General features: G+C 37.1%; 19 protein-coding genes and 1 other annotated feature. Of the genes, 3 read left to right on the top strand and 16 right to left on the bottom strand.

Going from position 1 to position 23,994, the window contains the following annotated elements:
• Position 1: 1 nt before the first annotated feature.
• The gene (locus tag NYE61_RS19905) at positions 2-1,132 is read right to left on the bottom strand and encodes a DUF2515 family protein (RefSeq protein ID WP_339316414.1); all 1,131 of its coding nucleotides are present in this window, start codon (positions 1,130-1,132) and stop codon (positions 2-4) included.
• A gap of 171 nt (positions 1,133-1,303) precedes the next feature.
• On the opposite strand from NYE61_RS19905, the gene shc reads away from it, so the two are divergent.
• Positions 1,304-3,193 carry a squalene--hopene cyclase gene (gene shc / locus NYE61_RS19900; protein ID WP_339316412.1) on the top strand — a complete coding sequence of 630 codons (1,890 nt, stop codon included), beginning with the start codon at positions 1,304-1,306 and terminating at the stop codon, positions 3,191-3,193.
• 406 nt (positions 3,194-3,599) lie between these two features.
• On the top strand, positions 3,600-4,238 hold the full coding sequence (locus NYE61_RS19895) for a 2OG-Fe(II) oxygenase (RefSeq protein ID WP_240033811.1): 639 nt from the start codon (positions 3,600-3,602) through the stop codon (positions 4,236-4,238).
• 104 nt (positions 4,239-4,342) lie between these two features.
• Here NYE61_RS19895 and NYE61_RS19890 read toward each other — a convergent pair whose 3' ends face one another.
• On the bottom strand, positions 4,343-5,755 hold the full coding sequence (locus NYE61_RS19890) for a SpoVR family protein (RefSeq protein WP_095310820.1): 1,413 nt from the start codon (positions 5,753-5,755) through the stop codon (positions 4,343-4,345).
• Between the two features lie 245 nt (positions 5,756-6,000).
• Positions 6,001-6,259 (top strand) — a binding site (T-box leader).
• A gap of 65 nt (positions 6,260-6,324) precedes the next feature.
• On the opposite strand from NYE61_RS19890, the gene NYE61_RS19885 reads away from it, so the two are divergent.
• Positions 6,325-7,524, top strand: a complete 1,200-nt coding sequence (locus NYE61_RS19885) for an MFS transporter (RefSeq protein ID WP_339316409.1) — start codon at positions 6,325-6,327, stop codon at positions 7,522-7,524.
• 108 nt (positions 7,525-7,632) lie between these two features.
• Here NYE61_RS19885 and yhbH read toward each other — a convergent pair whose 3' ends face one another.
• The 14 genes from yhbH to NYE61_RS19815 all read right to left on the bottom strand — a co-directional run bounded on the left by yhbH (position 7,633) and on the right by NYE61_RS19815 (position 23,968).
• Positions 7,633-8,805: a sporulation protein YhbH gene (gene yhbH / locus NYE61_RS19880; RefSeq protein WP_095310825.1), complete on the bottom strand. Its 1,173-nt coding sequence runs from the start codon at positions 8,803-8,805 to the stop codon at positions 7,633-7,635.
• 255 nt (positions 8,806-9,060) lie between these two features.
• Positions 9,061-10,956, bottom strand: coding sequence for a PrkA family serine protein kinase (locus NYE61_RS19875; RefSeq protein WP_339316406.1), 1,896 nt, complete (start codon positions 10,954-10,956; stop codon positions 9,061-9,063).
• Between the two features lie 727 nt (positions 10,957-11,683).
• Positions 11,684-12,724 carry a hypothetical protein gene (locus tag NYE61_RS19870; protein ID WP_118889867.1) on the bottom strand — a complete coding sequence of 347 codons (1,041 nt, stop codon included), beginning with the start codon at positions 12,722-12,724 and terminating at the stop codon, positions 11,684-11,686.
• Between the two features lie 307 nt (positions 12,725-13,031).
• Complete coding sequence (locus tag NYE61_RS19865) at positions 13,032-13,391, bottom strand: DUF779 domain-containing protein (RefSeq protein ID WP_095310846.1); 360 nt, start codon at positions 13,389-13,391, stop codon at positions 13,032-13,034.
• Between the two features lie 28 nt (positions 13,392-13,419).
• Positions 13,420-14,940 carry an aldehyde dehydrogenase gene (gene adh, locus NYE61_RS19860; protein WP_251659264.1) on the bottom strand — a complete coding sequence of 507 codons (1,521 nt, stop codon included), beginning with the start codon at positions 14,938-14,940 and terminating at the stop codon, positions 13,420-13,422.
• A gap of 264 nt (positions 14,941-15,204) precedes the next feature.
• Positions 15,205-15,507 carry a heme biosynthesis protein HemY gene (locus NYE61_RS19855; RefSeq protein WP_095310851.1) on the bottom strand — a complete coding sequence of 101 codons (303 nt, stop codon included), beginning with the start codon at positions 15,505-15,507 and terminating at the stop codon, positions 15,205-15,207.
• A 284-nt stretch (positions 15,508-15,791) separates the two neighbouring features.
• Positions 15,792-16,982 carry an iron-containing alcohol dehydrogenase gene (locus NYE61_RS19850; RefSeq protein ID WP_095310854.1) on the bottom strand — a complete coding sequence of 397 codons (1,191 nt, stop codon included), beginning with the start codon at positions 16,980-16,982 and terminating at the stop codon, positions 15,792-15,794.
• Between the two features lie 98 nt (positions 16,983-17,080).
• Entirely contained in the window at positions 17,081-18,991 is a 1,911-nt protein-coding gene (locus NYE61_RS19845) for a TRAP transporter large permease subunit (protein ID WP_339316401.1), read from the bottom strand.
• A 52-nt stretch (positions 18,992-19,043) separates the two neighbouring features.
• On the bottom strand, positions 19,044-20,102 hold the full coding sequence (locus tag NYE61_RS19840) for a TRAP transporter substrate-binding protein (RefSeq protein WP_339316399.1): 1,059 nt from the start codon (positions 20,100-20,102) through the stop codon (positions 19,044-19,046).
• A 33-nt stretch (positions 20,103-20,135) separates the two neighbouring features.
• Positions 20,136-20,858, bottom strand: a complete 723-nt coding sequence (locus tag NYE61_RS19835; RefSeq protein WP_118889864.1) for a GntR family transcriptional regulator — start codon at positions 20,856-20,858, stop codon at positions 20,136-20,138.
• A gap of 277 nt (positions 20,859-21,135) precedes the next feature.
• A complete protein-coding gene (locus NYE61_RS19830; protein ID WP_095310863.1) occupies positions 21,136-21,576 on the bottom strand; it encodes a hypothetical protein in 441 nt (146 codons plus the stop codon).
• A 218-nt stretch (positions 21,577-21,794) separates the two neighbouring features.
• Positions 21,795-21,947 (bottom strand): hypothetical protein, encoded by a 153-nt coding sequence (locus NYE61_RS19825; RefSeq protein WP_251659270.1) that lies wholly within the window; start codon positions 21,945-21,947, stop codon positions 21,795-21,797.
• Between the two features lie 118 nt (positions 21,948-22,065).
• The gene (locus NYE61_RS19820; RefSeq protein WP_251659272.1) at positions 22,066-22,896 is read right to left on the bottom strand and encodes an aldo/keto reductase; all 831 of its coding nucleotides are present in this window, start codon (positions 22,894-22,896) and stop codon (positions 22,066-22,068) included.
• 133 nt (positions 22,897-23,029) lie between these two features.
• Positions 23,030-23,968 (bottom strand): MBL fold metallo-hydrolase, encoded by a 939-nt coding sequence (locus NYE61_RS19815; RefSeq protein WP_303447572.1) that lies wholly within the window; start codon positions 23,966-23,968, stop codon positions 23,030-23,032.
• Between the last annotated feature and the right edge of the window lie 26 nt (positions 23,969-23,994).

The following is a 23,994-nucleotide window of genomic DNA, read 5'->3' as shown; positions in this document are numbered from 1 at the left end:
TTTAATTCTGTGATTTCTTCGGTAATAATGCTTCTTTCGCGAGGATTGAAAATTCGATTTTCTCAAGGGTTTTACAATATTCATGATAAATAGCTCCATTTCCTTTAAACATATCCATTTTTAAATAATGAACTACTTTCCAATTCAAATACCAGTCCCCTTTCTCTGCTTCTTTTTGTTCTATATTATTCCATGCGAACTTTAATATGGGACTATATAATTTTGGGGCGTTTGATTTGATGCAGCAGTCTTTTATTCTTCGCTGGTAAGATCCCCCAGGTACGGATTCATCAAGATCGTTAAATAAATGAGGCCAAAAATCTTTTCTTGATCCAGTGTGGGGGTGTTGAATCGCCCACTTATAAATAGATAGATAGTTTTCTTTATCAAAAAGTAATTGATACAAACGTTTTCCCAACAAAATCCGGTTATGTAAAGAGGCAAATTGGTGAATGGTTTGACCAATAATTCTTATCTCCTTTTCATCGATTGATGGAAAAATGATTTGGTTTAAATCCAATAACTCATGCAGTTTATATTCCAGTGTTTCCAGTACAGTGGATTGATAATAAGGATTTTGGATGACTCTTTTCTCCAAATAGCTTTGTTCATTGACAATAAGTGCGGCGGTCAAAAGATGTCGATCTTTGATTTGGTAGAAATAATCCCAAACTACTCTCATGAAAAAGGAGACATGAAACAATGGTAAAAGGTAAAAAAGATTGGTGTTTCTTTTTACACTTTCTTCATAGAGCAGTAATTGCGGATAAATGTCCTGAAAGATTAACCAATTGCCTCGCTCTAAAAAAGTAAAAAAATCCTTCTTTTCCTCCTCAGATAATAGCCTGGATAATAGACTTCCTTTTAAATCGGTCATGTTCCATCCACCATTTCGAGAAACCATATGTCCTAGAAAGGCCCAGTGGATTTCAGGGAACCTTATATAAAATTCTAAGTAGGCATTCGTTCTGGTCACATTATTTACATTTCTTTTTTTCGTTTCACGATGAATGTATTCGAATAATTCATGTTCCACAGCATTTAATTTATTTTCATGAATCGCGGGTCTCGACTTCTTCGTTAATTCCTTTTTTATTGCTGCTAGTTCAGGAGTAATTGGTTGACTGGCCAATTTCTTTGTTAAAAATCCAATGATGGAGCATCACTCCTTTACTAACTATGTTATGGATATGTATGAGAATAAATGATGAAAAGTTATAAAAGCAACAAGCTGTATTCTAGGATTTTGGAATTTTTACAATAGGGATGGAATAAAATGATATAGCTGTTTGGAGGTGTCATTGTGAAAAGCAAAATAACAGATGAAATCAATCGAATTATCGAGGTATTAAAAAATGATCAATCCTCTGATGGATCCTGGGATTATCCTTTTGAAACAGGCGTCTCTACGGATGCCTATATGATTATTTTGCTTCGTACCTTGGAAATAAATGATGAAAAGCTCATCCAGGCTTTAGTCGAAAGAATACTTAGCAGACAGGAGAAAAACGGATCCTGGAAACTTTTTTATGATGAAAAAAACGGAAATTTAACTGCTACCGTTGAAGCTTATTATGCACTTTTATATTCTGGTTACCGAAATAAGAATGATAAAGAATTGGAAGCTGCAAGAAGGTGTATTTTGGCATGGGGCGGTATTGAAAAAAGTCATATGCTTGCCAAAATCATGCTCGCTCTAACCGGTCAATATAAATGGCCTAGTTTCTTTCCCATGCCTGTTGAATTTATTCTTTTACCATTGTCATTCCCTATTAATTTTTTCGATTTTTCCGTTTATGGAAGAACGAACATTGCACCGATATTAATCTTAGCCGATCAAAAATTTGTGATGAAAACGAATAGAAGCCCCGATCTTTCTGATTTGTTTCTTTCAAGGGGAAATGCAGAAAATGACGAATTCTTCCTAAATCGATCTGGGGAGTGGCGCTCCTTTTATTCCTTTATTCAACAAGGTATTAAAAATATCCTTGGGTTCCCCGAATACATCCATAACATGGCCATACAACAGACGAAAAAATATATGCTAGACCGAATCGAATCGGATGGGACCTTTTACAATTATTTTAGTTCTACCTTTCTGATGATCTTTTCGTTATTAGCTCTCAGATTTCCCAAAAACGACCCAATCATAAAAAAAGCAGTAGAGGGATTGAAAGGCATGGCCTGTCAAATTGACGGCAAAACGCATATGCAATACACAACGGCAAACGTCTGGAACACATCCTTAATCAGTTATGCATTACAAGGCGCTGGTATTGCCTGGGACGATCCAATGATCGGGCAAGCAAATAACTACTTACTTTCCCATCAACAGTATCGTTACGGTGACTGGGCGATTCATAATCCAACGAAAACCCCGGGCGGATGGGGATTTTCTGATAAGAACACCTTGAACCCAGATATTGACGATACAACGGCTTCATTACGATCTATCACTGATTTAGTACAACATGAGGTCGTTTATCGACAGGCTTGGGACAGAGGAATCAACTGGATTTTTTCCATGCAGAATTATGATGGCGGATGGGCTGCTTTCGAAAAAAATGTGGATAAAAAGATTGTAAAGCTTATTCCAATTGAAGGGGCTGAATATTTATTAACAGATCCCTCTTCCGCAGATTTAACAGGTAGGACCCTGGAGTTTTTCGGCAACTTCACCAATTTGTCTAAAAATCATAACGCGATAAAAAATGGAGTGAATTGGCTAAGGAACAATCAAGAAAAAAATGGTTCTTGGTATGGAAGATGGGGAATTTGTTATATTTATGGAACATGGGCAGCCATAACCGGGTTGATTTCAACTGGAGTTGATACCGAGCATTCTTCCGTTCAAAGATCGTTAAAATGGCTGATAAGCATTCAAAATCAAGATGGAGGATGGGGAGAATCTTGTTATAGTGATATCAATCAATCCTATACCCCACTCGGGGTCAGCACATTAACACATACTGCCTGGGCATTAGATACGCTTATTGCGGCATCTGATAATGTCACACCAGAAATATTGGCGGGAGTAAAGTTTTTGCTGGACACTTCAAATAAAAAGGGTTGGACCTTATCCTATCCAGCAGGGCAAGGAATGGCAGGAGGATTTTACATTCATTATCATAGTTACCAATATATTTTCCCTTTGTTAGCCTTGAGTCACTATAAGAATAAATTTTTAGAATGATGGAGACAGAGGGACAGGTCCCTTTGGTCTCTCCGTCCCGTTTTCTCAATTGCGCTAGCTGCTAGAGATTACTAAATAGATTTAGATTTTAGAGGCCGATGTAAAACAAGTAGTAAGAGAAAAACCTCTTATCAGGAATTACGATTATATTTTTGTCATAGTTCTAAACTATCCCTCAATTACCCTCATGTTTTAAAAAAACTCCTAGCTCAATAAATTCATTACCGTTATATTCCCTATTAAATTTCCTCTTATAATCAATTTATTTTCTTCTTGAACTGACCATTACCGATAATTAAAGAAGGTAATTTACAAAAGAAGCAGATATTTATAGTATAATAATATTGGAGCACTAATCTAGAAAACTCTGTTCCGAAATTAAGCTCATTTGAGGAGTCGATGCACGTTGACAAAGGTACACGAACAAACTATTTTTCATCATATTGGAAACCGGTTTCAAACAGAAGATCGAGAGATTCATATCGTAGCTCGTCTAGAAGAACCGCTCGTGGTAGTACTAGGGAATGTTTTGAGCGATGAAGAGTGCGACGAACTCATTCGATTGTCAAAAGATAACATGCATCGTTCAAAAATCGGCTATTCACGGGAAGTAAATGACATTCGGACAAGCAGCGGTATGTTTTTTGAAGGCACTGAACACAGCATTCTGTCTACTATTGAAAAAAGAGTATCCAATATTATGAACGTCCCCGTAGAACATGCTGAAGGGCTTCAAATTCTAAATTATACGCCTGGACAAGAGTATAAAGCTCATTTTGATTACTTTTCAGCTACAAGCAAAGCATCCGAAAACAACCGAATCAGTACAATGGTCATGTATTTAAATGAGGTCGAACAAGGTGGAGAAACCTACTTTCCGGAGTTGAATTTTACTGTTTCTCCAAAAAAGGGAATGGCAGTGTACTTTGAATATTTCTATACCAATCACACCTTAAATGAACAGACCTTACATGGTGGAGCGCCCGTAATTGCAGGGGAAAAATGGATAGCCACACAATGGATGAGAAGACAAAGAGTGAGATAATCAATAATGAAATATACAGTAAAAGAGACTTAAACAGTCAAGTCTCTTTTACCTTGCATTAGCTCGCCCAACCTTTAATAATTTTTTAAGCCAATCTATCAATTCTATTTCCCTCGTTTTGATACTTCTCTTCCGTCATAGGTAAACACCGTTTCCCTTCCTTCAATTACCGTCTCCATATGAACTGGTCTTCCCCATAGCTGATAAACATATGGCATTACATGCTCTAAATAACGAATATCTAATTCTGTTCCTTCATACCCATGAACGAGATATAATTCACCGTTACGCAGATAATCTCCATCCTCCACGACAATATATGGAAAACCACCATTTACCCGAATCGATATGAGCTGATCCCTTACCTGTTCATAATCCTTCTGCGTTATTCGGTAATCTCTTCCCTTTTTCTCAAATAAATACATATCCTCCCGTTCGACAAGTTCCTTCGTTAAATAATTGCGGATAAATGAAATATCTGATTCAATCTCCCGAACCTCAAAAATTTTCTCCCTGCCGGCATTCGGCTTGTAACCTCGGTATTGCATTTCCTCAGTCGGATTATTATAACGTTCTTCAATATCTTCGAATATTTTTATTCCTAGATAATAGGGATTAATCGAAGTACGTGATGGCTGAACGACCCCAGCGTTTAACTTGGAAAATTCAATCGTCTCATCGGTTGTTAAATCCATTTCTCTTAAAATTCTCTGATGCCAATAGGATGCCCAACCTTCGTTCATGATTTTCGTTTCGAGCTGTGGCCAGAAATAGAGCATTTCTTCACGCATCATTGTTAAAATATCACGTTGCCAATCCTCCAATTCACGACTGTGCTCTTCAATAAATAGTAATAGGTCCTTTTCAGGCTTAGGCGGCAGTTTTTTTAGTCGTTTTCTAACTTTCGGTTTTGGGTCGATTCGTTTCTCGTCTAAACTCCATAAATCGTCATATGGACTTTTTGTTCGTTGCTCTTCTTCCACTTCATCCTCGTCTACTATAGGTAGTTTCGAACGAATAATCGATGGATCGATGTGTTCTTGAATCGACAGAATTGCATCTAAGAAACTCTCCACCTCATCTTTCCCATACAGCATCTCGTAATCAGCAATTCGTTCTGCAGTAGCTGTCATGCTCTCAACCATATCTCTCCTCGTATTTGAGAAGCGCACATTGTTTTTGAAAAAATCACAATGAGCTAGTACGTGTGCGATAATTAATTTATTTTGTATCAAGCTGTTTGTATCGAGCAGAAAGGCATAACATGGGTCAGAATTGATTACTAGCTCATATATTTGACTTAGCCCAAGATCGTATTGAAGCTTCATTTTATGAAATTGCTTTCCAAAGCTCCAATGCGTAAACCGTGTTGGCATTCCATATGCACCAAATGTATAAATAATATCTGCTGGACAAATTTCATAACGCATCGGGTAAAAATCAAGCCCAAAACCAGTTGCAATTTCTGTGATTTCTTCAATTGCAAACTTTAGCTCTTTTGATTGTGTCAACTTCATCCCTCCACAAGTGCTTTATATAGTTTATGATATGTCAGAAGAAAAATGTCCAACAAATCGTAAGCCTCGGTAAACAGTTTATACGATTAAGCAAGAATCTAAAGAAGTTTTATATGTGACAGCATATACATTTATCACTTTCAATCGAAAAAATAGTAATAAATTTTAAAGGATCAATCATTTGACTTTTGTTCCTTTAATAATTCTTTTTTTATTCGGTCAATTATAGTAAAATAACTCTATATTAAAAGGCAATGAAGAGAAGAGTAAATGTGTTCAAGCATAACAGAGAACTCCAGTAGCTGGAAATGGAGGATGTAATAGCACATTGAACCAAAACTTAGAGCTGCACATAGGATTATTCTTATCGATTATGATGATGTGTCGGGTTCTCCCGTTATAGAGATAGAGTATATTTCGTACTCGAAAAGGTTTCTGTGGAGATACAGAAATAAACTGGGGTGGCACCACGAACTTCTAAATTCAAAGAGTCTCGTCCCCAAGGTTATTAACCTTGGGGGTGAGACTTTTTTGTTCGCAAAATAATTCTAGATTTAGGAGTTGATCTCGTGAAGTGGAAATACCCTCTTTTACTTTTGTTAGGAATCGGTGTTTCAAATTTAGGTGCATGGGTTTATTTAATCTCATTGAACTTAATTGTATTGGACATGACAAGATCTCCCTTAGCCATATCATTTCTTTATATCCTTATTCCAGTTGCAACTTTATGTACTAATTTTTGGGCTGGAAGTTTTATTGATCGAATAAACCAAAGAAGTTTAATGATATTCTTAGATTTAATTCGAGCAATATTTATATTTACATTAGCTTATATCGATTCACTAGTTCTCATTTATACTTTTGCTTTTGCCATTAATATAGCAAGCTCCATGTTTGCGCCAGCTTCTATGATTTATATGACAAGGGTGATCCCCAAAGACGATAGGCAAAGGTTTAATGCACTGAGAAACTTTATAAATTCTTGTGGTTTTATACTAGGCCCTTCCATTGCAGGGTTCCTCTTTATACTTGGGACTCCAAATTTAGCCATTCAATTAAATGCTATAGCATTATGTTTATCTGCAATCATTATTCTTTTACTTCCAAATCTAGAACGAAGAAAACAGAATGACCTTTCAGAAAAAGTTACCATTACTTTAATTGTAAATGACTGGAAAAAGATTCTTCGTTTTAGCAAATCAAATAGTTATGTGACTTTGATTTATGTTTTCTTTAGTGGAATTACAGTACTTATGACTGCTTTAGATTCTTTAGAAGCCGCATTCGCAACCGAAATACTTTCTTTATCTGAAAGCTCCTATGGATTCCTTGTAACTGTTGCAGGAATGGGAATTATTGTAGGATCATTCATAAACACTTTATTCACTAAACAATTAAAGCTAAATATTCTAATTGGTTTTGGTTCCCTTTTTACACCAGCTGGTTATTTAATCTTTGCTTTTTCACATAATTTCATCTGGGCCGCTATAGGATTTTTTACTTTAACATTTGCACTGTCATTTGCAAACACTGGCTTTTTAACTTTTTATCAAAATAATGTATCAGTAGATATTATGGGGAGATTTTCAAGTGTGTTAGGAATTTTAGAGGCTTTCTTAATCATTCTGTTTACAGCAACTATTGGGATAGCTGCTGAACTATTTGAGATCCGACTAATTTATATTATAGGTTGTTTTGTATTTTTAGTGCTAGGGTTTGTAATTTATTTGGTTGTATTCAATAAATCAAACAGCAACTACTATCATTAAGTGTTTCGTAATGATAATAGTTAGAAACAGAGGAATTCACACATTGGCTGTGTGAATTCCTCTGTTTGTATATTTTCCATCGATATAAACAACGAATTTCTTACTTTGTTAAACTGTGGCTGCACCTTTTAGGAAAAAGCTTTTCATCGCATGATAAACATCGCCTTTTTCCTTTAACACGTAATATCGAAATTTTGGATCATCAATATTTTTATATGCATTCATTAATGTGGAGTAACGGTTATACCCATTTACTTCTCCATAGCCAAACATATTGGAAACATCCATAATTTCTTTTACGAGCTTGATGCATGTTGCATTGTCTGAGCTAATATTTTCTCCATCTGAAAAATGAAATGGATAGATATTATAACGGGATGGACTAAATTTGTCTTCTATCAGCTCTAACGCTTTTTTATAAGCAGACGAGCAGATTGTTCCACCGCTCTCTCCCTTCGAAAAGAATGCTTCCTCTGAAACTACTTTTGCTTCCGTATGATGTGCAATAAATGCAAATTCCACTGTTTCATACTTTGTTCGCAAAAAGCGATTCATCCAAAAGAAAAAGCTTCGCGCCATATACTTTTCGAAATTTCCCATCGATGCACTCGTATCCATCATGGCAATGACAACTGCTTTTGATTCTCGATTAATCACTTCGTTCCATGTCTTAAAACGTAAATCTTCATTATAAATTGGTGTGATTTTCGCTTCTCCATCTCTTGCATTGCGTTTCAGTGCTGTTAAAATGGTTCGTTTTTTATCCACATTTCCCATTAACCCTTTTTTTCGAACATCATTAAATTCAATTTTCTCTGTTGTGATTTCTGCCGATTCCTTCTGCTTTAGGTTTGGAAGTTCTAAATCTGGAAATAGCGCATTTTCTATTTCTGCAATCGAAACCTCTGTTTCGTAATAATCGGTTCCTGGATTTTCTCCTGCCTTCTTTCCATTTCCTGCACCTTTTTGCCCGTTCGCATCCGCATTCGGATCACGAGCAATTACATCTCCTACTTCGGAATCGCCATTTCCTTGCCCTACATGTTTCGATTTTTCATAGTTATAACGTATCTTATATTCATCTAAAGATCGAATCGGAATTTTAATGACGTCTTTCCCATTGGACATAATAATATTCTCTTCACTAATAAGGTCTGGCAAGTTATTTTTGATCGCATCTTTCACTTTATCAATATGACGTTGCTGATCCTGATAACCTTTCCGATGGAGAGACCAGTTTTCCTGGGAGACAACAAAGTTATGCTCATTTTCTTCAGTCATTTGTATCCTCTCCTATTTGAATTTTCAATCTCTTATTATGAAAATATACTTTCTTTATACTATGCAGAGAGAAACAAGTTATTGCCACTAATTCAAGAAATCTAGTATAAAAACAAAAGAATAATCAATATTTCATTTATATATATGCAGTTTTCATAAAGTTTATCTAAGTGCAGCCTCTCTCATATCAACCCTCCAAAAAGTGAAAACAGGACTAACATTAAGTCAGCCCTGTTCGCATTTTTTCTTCACACATTATCGATTTAGCAAACTACCAACATAGCGTAATAAATCGTTAGCAGACACAGAGTTATAGCCATGTTCATCGATGAGACGTGCAATGACTTCATTTATCTTTTTCAATTGTGACTCATCTGGTGTTTTCGATGATGTCGTAATTTTTACAACATCCTTCAAGTCTGCAAATAGTTTCTTCTGAATTGCTTCACGCAAACGTTCATGTGAATTATAATCAAATCGTTTTCCTTTTCTTGCATAAGCAGAAAGTCGAATAAGAATTTCCTCACGAAATGCCTTTTTCGCATTTTCTGAGATCCCAATTTGTTCCTCAATCGATCGCATCAGCTTTTCGTCTGGACTCATTTCCTCTCCAGTAAGTGGATCACGTAATTTATTTTTATTGCAGTACGCTTCCACGTTATCCAAATAGTTATCCATCAACGTTTTAGCTGATTCTTCATACGAGTAAACAAACGCTTTTTGTACTTCTTTCTTCGCAATCTCATCATATTCTCTTCTTGCTACCGCAATGTAATTCATATATTTTTCCAAGTCATCCTTTGAAATAGACGGATGTTGATCAAGTCCATCCTTTAACGAGCGCAATACATCTAATGCATTAATCGATGGCACTTCCTTACGAATTATCGTTGAGGATATCCGGTTAATGACATAACGAGGGTCAATTCCAGACATTCCTTCATCCTGAAATTCCTTCTTTAACTCTTCTGTATCCACTTGATTAAACCCTTCAACACTTTCGCCATCATAAAGCCTCATCTTCTTCACAAGGTCAATTCCTTGTTTCTTCGATTCCTTCAATCTTGTCAGGATTGAAAATATCGCAGCAGCTCGAAGTGAATGTGGTGCCACATGAACATCCGCAATATCACTTTCTTTAATCATTTTCTCGTAGATTCGTTCTTCCTGACTAACTCTTAAATTATATGGAATCGGCATTACAATAATTCGAGAATGCAATGCTTCATTTTTCTTATTTGCTATAAAGGAACGATATTCCGATTCGTTGGTATGCGCCACAATAAGCTCATCAGCGGAAATTAACGCAAATCTCCCAGCCTTGAAATTTCCTTCTTGAGTCAAAGATAATAAATGCCAAAGGAACTTTTCATCACTTTTTAAAATCTCTTGGAACTCCATCATGCCTCGATTTGCCTTGTTTAATTCTCCATCAAAACGATATGCCCGTGGATCGGATTCAGATCCATATTCTGCAATCGTAGAGAAATCAATACTCCCGGTTAAATCAGCGATATCCTGCGACTTCGGATCAGATGGACTGAACGTTCCAATCCCAACACGTTTATCCTCTGAGAAGAATATTCGCTCCACCTTCACATCTTCAATACGGCCACCATACTCCTGATCAAGTCGCATTGTATTTAATGGTGATAAACTCCCTTCAATTCGGATACCATACTCTTCATAAAAATCTTCTCGCAAATGCTGTGGAATTAAATGAAGCGGATCCTCATGCATTGGGCAGCCTTTTATCGCATATACTGCCCCTTCTTCAGTACGTGAATATTGCTCAAGTCCTCGCTTTAACATACTGACGATGGTCGATTTCCCACCACTTACTGGACCCATTAATAATAATATCCGCTTTCTTACATCTAACCTTTTAGCCGCTGGATGAAAATACTCTTCTACTAATCGTTCAATGGCCGTCTCTAATCCAAAAATTCCTTCCCCAAAGAAGTGGAACATCTTCTTATCGTCTTTTTCAGTAACTCCTGAGCTTTTAATCATATGATATACACGAGAATGTGCTGTCTGTGCGACTTCTGGTCTCTCTTTAACAATCTCTAAATATTCTTCAAATGTACCTTCCCATTTTAAACGATTTTCTTCTTCCCTATAGTCTCTCGCCTTATTTAATATATTCATCAGCTACTCCCTCCATCTATGCAGCGGTTTATATATCCTATGCACGGACACATCTTTTCATGCTTTGTATTCAAAAGCGGAAGCGCCCGGGTAGCGACGTACGGACTGCGCCCCGAACTCTGGGGTGGTTCGACGAGTCGAACATTCCTACGCAGGAGATAAAGGAAACATGCCCCTTTAGGGGTATGCCGATGTTAGGCGTAGCCTGGTTTTAGTCGGCCATCCTTTTACCTAGAGACGGTGTTGACTTTCACCGCCAGGGTATAAGTGCGACTAAGCCTCTGGCACAGCCAATCGGCAAGTCTTCTTTATCGTGTCATGAGGTGAGGGAAGTCTCGCTAGTCGTTGGGCGCTGGAGCTGGACTTGGCTATTCTACTTTGAAAAATAAATCAAGCTAGTTATTATATTTGTTTTCCCTTAAAAAGGCGGGGAATTGTAATTTTCTCTTTAAAAGCAAGTTAATCTATAGGAATCCAGGGTATGATATAATGCAAATAATCTAATAAAGGCTGGTGCACTAGCAGGATAAGAAGTTACTATGCAATCATTAATATCTGTTCCAATACAATGCGTCTCGTTATCTATTCACAAGATAAATCAGGCAGACTGCATGAGGTCGAAAATGTCAAATCAGTTGCCCGTCTTCTTTTTATAACTGACTAAATCCCATTTACATTGAACAAAAAACAACCCAGAGCTGATTGTATCTGGATTGTTTTTCATTTACTATTTAATTATGTCTTGTATAGACTCGACCGCTTTTTCGATAACTCGATCTGTAATGATATAATGTTGTTCCAATTCTTCAAAAGCTTTACCTGCCTCCACTAAATCCTGAATCCCTTTTTTCATATACGATTTGTAATTACGATTCACCGTATCAATTTTCGTTGCAAACCTTTCATCAGTACCTGGAGTAACAGCTTCCACATACAAATCCACTACCTTTTCACCATCACGAGCTGGAAAAAATTCATGTGGATCCGTGCTATCAAATATACAAAATCCAAGCTCAAGGACGAGAACCATATCTAAGCTTTTGGGGTCAAAGCTACAATGATACAACTCCACATCATACCCACGCTCTTCACATGCTTTTGCAATTTTTTTCATAAAGGTTGATTTTCCAGTACCTGCTCTTCCTTTAATATAATAAACATTAGAAAGGTTTTCGATTAAATGCGGGACCTCATTAACAACTCCATTCGGTGTATTCGTACCAAATAAGCGGTGGTATACCTGCGCATCTCTATTCAAGGTTGTGGCTGAAGACAATAAACCTTGAATAAAAGTTTCGGCTAACTTATCCGCTCGTTCGAAGTTCATTTCATTAATATAAATGGCTTCTAAATCATCATGAATTTTTAGACCTGTTGCAAAGTTTTCATAAGCTTTCTCTGTAAAATGATTCACCTTATCTTGTAGTTCCCTCTTTTCAGCTGTTGGTTGATGCTTCCCAGTTATTTGCTCTAAATCAAGTTCTATCCCCTTTGTCTCATTTAATGCAATGCGGTCGGTAACGATTGCTACAGATTTTTCACGAATGATTATACCATCTAAATAGTTTCTGCCCAGAGGGCTTTTTAAAGCTTCTAGCTTATCCGTTGAATTATAGATGTCAATGAGCTTTTTTAAAATATTTGTTTTATACGTTTCAGAGGGATGCTTTAAATAAATAATTGTCTCTAATTGTTCTATGTTTGTCTGTAAGTAATTCACTAATCCCACTGCAGTATTCCCACTCACATAATAGTTATGAATAGACAAGTTAACACATCCTTTTGGTCGTTTTTCCTAGTTTATGTATTGCCCAAATGAATGTGAATCATGTTCTACGACCATACATTTGTGAGCAGGTAATTTCTGGAGTTTATTGATACAAGAAGAAGCTGAGACAAAAGTATTTTTATGAAATAAAAACCGAACATGATTGGTACAAATAACTCGCTCCGGAAATATACTTCGCGCATCCAGAGACGGCTGGAGTCTACGTATATTTCCAAAGCTAAGCTTATGCATCGTTCGTCTTTAACATTAAACACTTTTGTTATGTCCCAGCTTCTTCCCGTTCTTATTAACTGTTTGCTAACTGACGCATTTCATCTTCTGTAAATACACGAGATCTCGTAATAAATCGTTTCCCTTCCGGACCTTCTAATGAAAACATTCCACCTCTACCATCGATTGCATCAATAATGAGCTGGGTATGCTTCCAGTATTCGTATTGATCTTTTGACATGTAGAAAGGTGTATCGCCTATCTCTCCTAGTAAAACATCTGATTCTCCAGTTCGAAATTCTCCGAGTTGATAGCACATTGGTGAACTGCCATCACAGCACCCTCCTGATTGATGAAACATTAAAGATCCGTGAATGTTGATCAAGGTATTAATCAGACGTAATGCGTCCTCTGTAGCCGTTACACGTTCGACCATGTAAACGCCTCCCTTTATCAGACCCTATTTAGAATAATCCTGCTGGACCTTCACTATAGCTTATTAATAAGTTTTTCGTTTGCTGATAGTGGCCAAGCATCATTAAATGATTTTCCCGTCCGATACCTGATTTCTTATAGCCGCCAAATGCTGCATGTGCTGGGTATTGGTGGTAGCAGTTTGTCCATACACGGCCAGCCTGAATTTCACGGCCAAATCGGTAAGCTATGTTAATATTACGTGTCCAAACACCTGCACCTAATCCATATAATGTGTCATTAGCGATTTCCATAGCTTCCTCTTTATCTTTAAACGTTGTCACGGAAAGAACAGGTCCAAAAATTTCCTCTTGAAAAATACGCATTTTATTATTCCCTTTAAAAATCGTTGGCTCGACATAATAACCATTTTCAAGCTCACCTTCAAGCCTGTTTACATTGCCACCAATCAGGACCTCTGCACCTTCCTGTTTTCCGATATCCAGATAAGATGCGATTTTTTCCAATTGCTCGTGTGAAGCTTGTGCCCCCATCATTGTTTCCGTATCTAGCGGATGACCAATTTTAATTTGTTTTACGCGATCGATCACACGTTCCATAAATTGATCATAGATCGATTCATGGACCAGAGCACGAGACGGACATGTACAAACCTCACCTTGGTTGAGTGCAAACATAACGAAGCCCTCCACCGCTTTATCCAAGAAACCATCATTTGCATCCAGTACATCCTCAAAGAAAATATTTGGTGATTTGCCACCAAGCTCCAGTGTAACAGGGATAATATTTTCAGATGCATATTGCATAATTAATCTTCCGGTAGTTGTTTCCCCTGTAAATGCTACTTTGGAAATACCAGGGTTCGTAGCAAGTGGTTTTCCTGCTTCAACACCAAATCCATTTACAATATTAACAACACCTGGTGGTAACAGATCTTGAATAAGCTCCATGAACACATGGATGGAAGCCGGTGTTTGTTCAGCTGGCTTCAGTACGACACAGTTCCCAGCAGCAAGTGCCGGCGCTAGCTTCCATGTTGCCATCAGCAATGGAAAGTTCCAAGGAATAATTTGTCCGACGACACCAAGTGGCTCATGAAAGTGGTATGCTACTGTATCATCGTCAATCTGACTGATCCCACCTTCTTGTGCTCGGATAACACCTGCAAAATATCGAAAATGATCAATAGCAAGCGGTATGTCTGCAGCTAACGGCTCTCGGACTGCTTTTCCATTATCCCAGGTTTCAGCGACTGCCAGCTTTTCTAAATTTTCTTCCATGCGATTGGCAATCTTATTTAATATATTTGAACGTTCTGTAACAGAAGTCTTTCCCCAAGCGTCTTTTGCTGCATTAGCCGCATCAACTGCAGCCTGAACGTCTTCTTTTGTAGAGCGAGCAATCTCACAAAATACCTTGCCCGTTACGGGACTGACGTTTTCAAAATACTTTCCATTCATCGGTGGCCGGTATTCCCCTCCAATAAAATTATCATAACGCTCCTTGAATGTGACGATTGAACCCTCTGTATTTGGGTTTGCATACCTCATACTCCATTCCTCCTCTTATATTGTAATGATTTACAAATACATGCTGAAGAATCATGTTGTATTCCCTATTTTCAATTATATCGGTATTATCAGAATCATTCAAATAAATCTGGTGGATTCGCCTAAAAAACCTTAATAAACTCAACATTGCCAAGCCTTTAGGCGAATCTCTTAGTTGCACTTATGCAAGATAAGAAAGTTTATACTTTCTTATCTGCTAAAAAAAAGCTGTGACCAATCTTCCCGTCACAGCTTTTCCTAATTTTAATGATGATGGCTATGCCCTTTTGATGGGTTGGTAATCACAAATCCTTCGTTGTTCACAAAGAAGTATTGAATCCAAATTCCATCTAAAAATTCCTCACGTGTATCAAGCAATATATCAACATCTTTATCTGTTTTCACAATTTCATCATGCTCTGTTGGTGTATCTAAAGAAATACCATAATGTGCATGATCACCGTGCATATGAGAAATATTTACTCGGATCATTTTGCCTTCTGCTTCTTCTTTTGCCAGCATTTCCTTTAGCATTTTTGCTGCATTACGATTTATTTTACATTTCATGTTCTAGTCTCCAATCTATTATGCATCTGTTGTACAAGTATATATTATCCCATGAAATCGATGAAAATCCTAATATTTCAGACTGGCTTTAGGGAGAATTAAAAAAATCCCCATTCATTCGGAGATTTTTCTAATTATTTCTTCCATGACTCATAATCGCCTTGTAAAAGCTTTAATATCTGAATAAATAATCCTTCACTTTCATAATCCATACATGTTACTTATTCCATTACATATTGAACCCACTTGTTAGGACGTCACTACCAGCCAGAATAAGTAAATATTTAAGCTGTCTGGATTTGTGCTATTTGCGTTAATTTTTTTAGCAGGGAATGAAATATATGCTCCACATCGCAAGCTTCTGGAACTTTAGGATTAGTCACAATTCCATTACCGCTAAAGGAATCTTCTACAAGCAGCGGAATGCTATCTTTAAATTCCTCTAAGTCAATATATCGTAACGCATCCTCCCAAATGGCAAATTTATCATTATATGATTTAATTAGCTTATGAGCCTGTTTAGCTAATTGATCTCTTTCTCCAGTATCTTCTTCTCCTAAATTTACTGCAATAGCTGCATATTTCTCTGCTGCTGCTTCTAGGCCAAATTCGACTACAAACGGTAATAACAGCGCAACACTTAATCCATGTGGAATATTAAACCTTGCACCTAATGGTCTCCCTGCAGCATGTGCCAAATTTGTAGATGCATTGGAGAAAGCAATTCCGGCATAACAGCTTGCGAGCAGCATTTCTTCACGAGCCTCCACATTTGCTCCGTTTTCATAAACCTTAGGTAACGACCTGCCAATCATACGAATTGCGTTTAGCGCATAATTATCTGTTGTTGCGCTGGCAAGCGTTGATACATATGCTTCCATTGCATGGGCCAGTGCGTCAAGACCAGTGTAAGCTGTGAATTGACTTGGTAGACTTTTTGTCAGTAACGGATCTAGAATAGCAACATCTGGTACCAAGTCTTTATGTCCTGGATTCATTTTAATCTCTGTCTTCATATTTTTTACGACCATTACTTTTGTCGCCTCAGAACCAGTACCAGCTGTAGTAGGCACAGCCAGCAGCGGAAGCCTTTTCAACCGGTTTTGAGCAGCTATATCCTCCCACGCTAAAGTTGGATTAACCGCAAACACAGAAGCTGCTTTGGCAATGTCTATAGCGCTTCCTCCCCCGATTGCGACAACACAATCTGCATTAGATTTGAGCAGACTATCCAATGCGGCAAGAAGGTGATCAGTTGTAGGCTCTCCCCTGTAATCAGAAAAAATCGTAACTGCAAGATTTTGTTTTTGTACGATAGATTTGATTTTCACATCATAATTTAGACCTTCAGAAGCTAGAAACGCATCCATTACGACAAATAACTTCGTTGCTCCATTTTCAACTGCTATTTTCCCTAAGTGTTCTAAGCTATTTGATCCCAGTTCAATTTGACGTGGTAAATATGTTGAAGCCATTATTAAACCTCCTTCAGTAATTTTCCATCTGATAATTTTTTCAGTATTTGCAGTTACTCACTCCCTTCAAAGCACTATTATTAAATGAACGAAACCCATTACCTCATATATTCAACCAGCCATAAGCTGATATCTGGTATATAGGTGACAAGTAGCAGAACAACGACCATCGTAATTAACAATACTCCAATTCCTTTAACCACTTCCTCTATTTTCAATTTGGCTACTCCAGCTGCAACAAATAAATTCACTCCTACTGGTGGTGTAATGAATCCAATTGCTAAATTGAAAATCATAATCAAACCGAAATGAACTGGGTCTACCCCAATTGCTAGTGCCATTGGCAGCAAAATCGGTGTTAAAATAACGATTGCCGCTAATGACTCCATTATTAAACCAACGAGTAATAAGAAAGCATTTAGTAACAGCAGAATGACCCATTTATTTTCACTAATACCCAGTACAAAGTTAGCTACTACTTCTGCAACTCTTTCCAATGTGATTAATCTCCCGAATATACTTGCCATCACAATTAGTAAAATAATGACCGAGGATGTAATGCCTGCTTTTGCTAGATTTCTATATAAACCTTTAAAATCCATATCCTTATAGATAAACATTCCAATAATAATTCCATAGCCAGCTGCAACTGCTGCCGCTTCCGTAGGGGTCATGAATCCACCATAGATACCGCCTAAAATAAATATGGGAACGAGTAAAGCTAGTTTGGCATCCCACGCAGCAGACAATGTATTTTTTAAACTGAAAGCAGTTTTATCTCCTCGCCAATCATTCTTTTTTGCAATAAAGTAAGTCACCACTATTAAGGCAATGCCTGTCAGAATTCCAGGAATTATTCCTGCAATGAACAATTGTGAAATCGACTGTTGGGAAACAACTCCATAAATCACCAGAGGATTACTAGGGGGAATAATAACTCCAATTGTTCCTGCAGCAGCTACGACCGCAGTTGCAAACCCTGGTGAGTATCCTTGCTTGATCATAGCTGGTATTAATAATGTTCCAATAGCTGCAACCGTTGCAGGACCCGACCCACTAATCGCTGAGAAAAACATACTTGTCACAATTGCTACGAGTGCAAGACCACCTGGCAAGTAACCAAGTAACTCATCTGATAAATTCAATAGCTTTCTGATGATGTTTCCACCACCCATAATAATTCCAGCAGCAATAAAAAACGGAACAGCCATGATTGGGAAATTATCAATACTTGTAAATGCGGTCTGCGGAAAAAAATCTATAGGAATTGCATTGGTAGCTAATACCGTTGCTAATGTACTAACACCGAGTGCAAAAGCAATCGGCATACCAAGAACAATAAACAATATAAAATAGCCAAATAGCAACAAGGATATGCTTGATTCACCTAAGGTCAAGACAGGAAGGATCATTATAAATGCAAGGATTGTTCCAATTAGTCCATCCTTTACATCCATATGTTTTGTATCCTGCATTAGATTTTGAATTAAGCGGATTGCCATAAGCAAGAAGCCAAGTGGTACAGCGCTATAAGGGATTGCCATCGGCAGAGATAATGCTGGTGTAGTCTGACCTGTTTCAAACTGGAACATAATTAACGTGTATCCATATTTAACAATCATGTAGCTGAAGTAAAGCATAAAAATTGTGTTGGCAATATGAATCGATTTTTGTAATCCTGAAGGAAACCTGTCTACTAAAGCAGTAACCTGGATTGAATCTCTCTTTTTAATAGCTAGACTAGCACCTAGAAATGAAACAAAAATAAAAATGTAGCGGGAAACTTCTTCTGTCCATGTGGTAATATTAGCAAACTCAATAAATGGTAAAATATATCGATTGATCACTTGAAGATTAATTAAGATGATAAACGTCAGAAAGCCCAGTACAATTAGCACTTCCTCAAATCGCTGATCCATAAATTTCAATGTTTTTAGTAATCCGCTGTTTTTTTTCATTAGTGGTGAATTATGATGCCTATTTTCCATTGCAGATAAATCTCGCCCCATATTTTCTCAGCTCCTCCCACCCAGTTGAGGGATTTTTTAAAACTGAAATAGATTATTTAAAGATGTCTTCCCTTGTCTTCCCAAGTGTTTCAAGAATGATGTCGACATACTCAGGCTCTGCCACTCCCTCTTTCACAAACTGATCCCAAACTGGCTCTGCAGTTTGCTTCCATATCTTCATTTCTTGTTCTGTTGGTTCATAGATTTCAATTCCATAATCAATAAACTGCTGCTTTGCTTCATCTTCTCTTTCATTCGCAAGATCACGTTGCCATTCCGTTGCCTCTAGGCCAGCCTCCATAATGATATCTTGATATTCCTTTGATAGTGCATCAAATTTATCTTTATTCATAACAACGATGTCCGAACTGTAATTATAATTCACCTCAGTAGCATAATTTAACACCTCTTGATGTTTGGAATCCCAAAGCAAAGAATAGCTATTTCCTTCTCCTTCTACTGTACCTTGCTGCAATGCAGTAAAGACCTCTGACCAAGCTACAGGTGTCGGACTTGCACCAAATTCACTAAAATCAGCTTGTTCAATTCTAGAATTTGTTGTTCTAATTTTAAGCCCGGCCATATCTTTTGGAAGTTTAACTGGTCTTACGTTATTAACAACCTGACGAAATCCATAGTCAGGAAAGAATATAACTTTGAATCCTGACTTTTCCATTTCCTTTCGAATGATTTCTCCTGGCTTCCCATCTACGGCTTTATACACTTCTTCTTTATTCTCAAAAATATAAGGAAGATCCCAAGCGGTAAAATAATTTGTGAAGCTAGTCATATTTGGAGTAGAGGAGCTGGCCAATTCCAGACTTCCTCTCTGAGCACTTTCGATTACTTCTCTATCACTTCCGAGCAGAGAATCGTGAAATGTATCCACGGTTATTTTTCCATTTGACTTCTCCTCAACTAGTTCCGCAAATTTGTTAATTCCGATTGAAACTGGGTGACTACCAGCTTTTGATTGACCAAGTCGCAGTGTTATTTCCTCAGATTGACCAGCAATAGCATTTTGATTGAGTACATTATTTCCAATCAACGTAAAACTTAAGAAGGCTAAAATAACTAGGAGGATAATAACAGTGGATTTCACTTTTTTCATCAAATAACTCCTCTCATTTGATAACGCTTACATTTATGTTAGTTTTCTTTTTATTTTGATACGGAAAACATACATATCCGGACGATATAAGCCTTGGTAAGACTCAACAGCTTTTCCAAACTGATCATAAATAACTCTTTCTGTACAAAGTACAGTTGAGGATTCAGGTATTTCTAAATGTGCAGCTTCTTGTTTATTAGCTTGATGGGTTGTAATTGATTGCTCTGCTTCACTTAAATTGATAGATAGTTCATTTTCTAACAGATCGTAAATTGTTGCTGTATTTAAGTCAAATGCTGAAAGCTTTATTCCTATTTCGGATGGATAAAAGTGCTTTTCAATTGCTACTGGAATGTTATCTGCAAAACGCAACCGCTCGATTAAATAAGCATCCTTGTTGAATTCAAATATCTTCACTCCATCTTGCTGTAATAGTTTTCCAGAATATAATAGCCTGCTGCTCGGATTCATTCCCGTTCTTATTACCGTATCGGTAAAGCTATTTAATGAGGTTAACCACTCTTGTATTGGGGGATGTTCAGAAATAAATGTACCTTTTCCATGAACCTTTTGAAGTTTTCCTTCATTTACTAATTTGGAAACAGCTTCTCTGACTGTCGTTCTGCTAACAGCATACATATCCATTAATTCTCGCTCACTGGGTATCTTTTCTTGATATGCTCCAACTCGAATTTGCTTTTCCAGCAAATTACTAATTTGTGCGTGTAATGGAATTGGTAAATCAGCATTAATCATCTACATCCTCCTTTGCATGTATACTAGTAGTGATGTCATGTCGTACGTACCAGAAATCTCATCTTGACGATTAAGCTATTATTTTCTTTTATTAAAACAGTTGCTTTTTTATAAGTCAATAGATTCTGTAAATTCGGATTATCAGAAATTATAATATACCTTATTATAATTTCTAATATTGAACATACATGCCAATCTCTATACTGTTGATAGAATCGCATAAAAACAAGAAAGGATGAACCTTTCTTATTTCTTAAACCTATACAATGGCTTCTAGCTATTTCAATACTTCACGATTATACGTCTTAACATCCATCACCTGACCATCTACAATGTAATATTGTGTTTCACCTCTTAAAACTACCCATGTTTTAATGGTGTTTTCACCTGTTTGAACCACGATAAAACGCCAGTCCTCATCATACACATTATTCAGATCCTGGGAGATATCTTTCTGGAGATTTCTTTCTTGAAGCTCTTTCATATTTAGTAAATTTATCCCACCACGATTGTGAACGTCTTCCGCTAACTCGTCCGATAACTCTTCTAGCGGGTGCCTCGCTAGATAATCCTCGGAAAAATATGTTTCTACTAATTCATCATCTTCCAATAAAGCTGCTTCATACATATCTGATACTACAGATACAGCTACTGCATTAAAACATCCGCTCAATAACAGCATTGGTATACATATCATTACGGCTATCAGTCGTTTCATAAAATAACCTCTCTTAGCAATTTCATCAATTAAATTCTAAGCTATTACTAGAAAAATTTAAACTCTAAACATTAGAAAACAGAGCATTCGGCTATAGGCGAATGCTCTAGTTGCACTTATGGAAGTAGAAAAGTTATTTTACTTTCCTACTTCCATAAATGATGCAGATTCATTTGAACCTTGCATCATTGATATGATAGATGTAAGATTTTTCTTTTTTAGTGAAAAAGGTTTTCATGCATAAGGGAGTGAATGTTCCACTGATCATCCACCACATCTTCAGTGCTATTTAACGCTGAAACAATGATTAAAACAGAAATAATGAGAAGTGATAGTACGGTGACGATCCAAATCAGTTTGCGACCGGTCATACGTACACCTCCTGTTTGAATTGGTCAAATTGGCAATTGCTTTTTACTCTTTTTCTGACCTAATTCATTCTATGTACACTGTTTCATAGTTAGAATTCAAATGTAGCATGTTGCATTTCTAAAGATCATAGCTATCTGGATTTGTCCCTGCCCGATCATTGTTATTCATCGCATCCAACTTTTCCATATCCTCTTTTGTGAGTGAGAAATCAAATATGTCCGCATTCGCTTTAATCCTTTCATCTGTAATCGATTTAGGAATGGTAATAACTTCATGCTGAATATCCCAGCGCAAAATGATCTGCGCTGTTGTTTTCCCATGTTTTTTTGCAATTTCTATAAGTGTTGGATCATCAAACAATTGTCCACGTTTTAATGGTGACCATGCCTCAAACTTAATATTTTCATTTGCGCAAAATTCCCGCAGCTCCATTTGGCTTAAATGCGGGTGAAATTCTACTTGATTAATGACAGGTTGAACATGACTATCCTTTAATAATTTCTGTAAATGATGTACATGAAAATTGCTAACACCAATTGCCCGAACCCTGCCCTCATTATATAATTTTTCCATAGCTCGCCACGTTTCCTTATACTTTCCTTTTACTGGCCAATGAATGAGATAAAGATCTAAATACGCAAGCCCTAATTTCTGTAAACTTCTTTCATAGGCTTCCAACGTGCTCTCGTAGCCTTGTTCATCATTCCAAACCTTCGATGTAATAAAAAGCTCTTCTCTAGGGATACCAGACTCACTGATTGCCTGCCCAACCCCGACCTCATTATCGTAAAAAGATGCAGTATCAATACTGCGATACCCATACTTTAATGCCGCTTTAACAGCATTGACCACCGTTTCTCCATCTTCAACCTTATAAACTCCAAGTCCAAACCCTGGCATTTTCACATCATTATTTAATGTAACGGTATCCTGCAAATGTGTAATCATATCGAACCCCTCCTATTCCATTCTCCATCTATCTTATCTTAGCTTTTTTAATGGACATTGTTAATCTATATGTTTATTAGTAGGCATAAATAAATCCCAGGTAAACAATTAAATCGTTTATCTGGGACCCAATTTACAGTGTATACCAATACTTCCCATCTCTAATTTCCCGCTGACACTCCCCGTTATACCGTAGATATTCCAAGTGGGCGAGTGTTTCACCAACCGCAAACCTTGTTTCATGAATGGTCAGCTGCCTTTTGAAAAGCTTTTCGGTAGCCTCATAAATCGTACGTCCATTTTTTAATATACCTATAAGTACACCTAATCGTTCATCATGATGTGCTCTAATTTCATCAATCCGTTTGCTTGCACCGTTAAATGGGTTTCCATGTGATGGTACGACTAAATCAGCATCCAATTTTCTTATTTTAGCTAATGAGGTAAAATACGTTCCTAAAGGATTTGGGTCACCATGAAACCAGTAGGAAATGTTCGGTGTGATGCTTGGTAAAATATGATCGGTTGAAAGCAGCATATTTTTTTCTTTGTTATAAAAGCTTACTAGTCCATCTGAATGTCCAGGTGTAAAAATCACCTCATATTCATATTTTCCAATCGGAATCGATTCACCTTCCTCAAAATAATGGTAAACATTTGGATATGGTGTTACCAGCGGTACAAATTCCCTTGTATTCGAGCTCATTTTAGTTGCAACATCTGCAGGAATTCCCGACAGCTGATAGTTTTCATGCAGACCATTTAAAAAATGTTCCTGCCATGCTACCAGACCTGCCTCAGCATCAATACGTGACATCGAAACTTTTGCAGCCATCTTTTTCTGCAACCCTCCAGCATAACCAAAATGATCTGGATGGTAATGTGTAATGATAATATTTGTTACTGTCTTACCATCCAATTCTTTCTCCCATCGCTCTGCAGTTGATTTATTATGCAGCCCTGTATCAATTACTTGAAAACCATTTTCCCCCTCTGCCAGAAAACAATTTACATGGTTTAGGCGAAAGGGAAGGTCAATTTTAACTAATTGGATTCCGTATTCTTCTAACACAACAATTCACTTCCTTCTCTAAAAAC

Origin of the sequence: Oceanobacillus sp. FSL W7-1304, assembly GCF_037969805.1 — a bacterium.
GTDB classification, from domain to species: Bacteria; Bacillota; Bacilli; order Bacillales; family Amphibacillaceae; genus Oceanobacillus; species Oceanobacillus profundus.
This window is presented reverse-complemented; position numbering and strand designations above follow the sequence as displayed.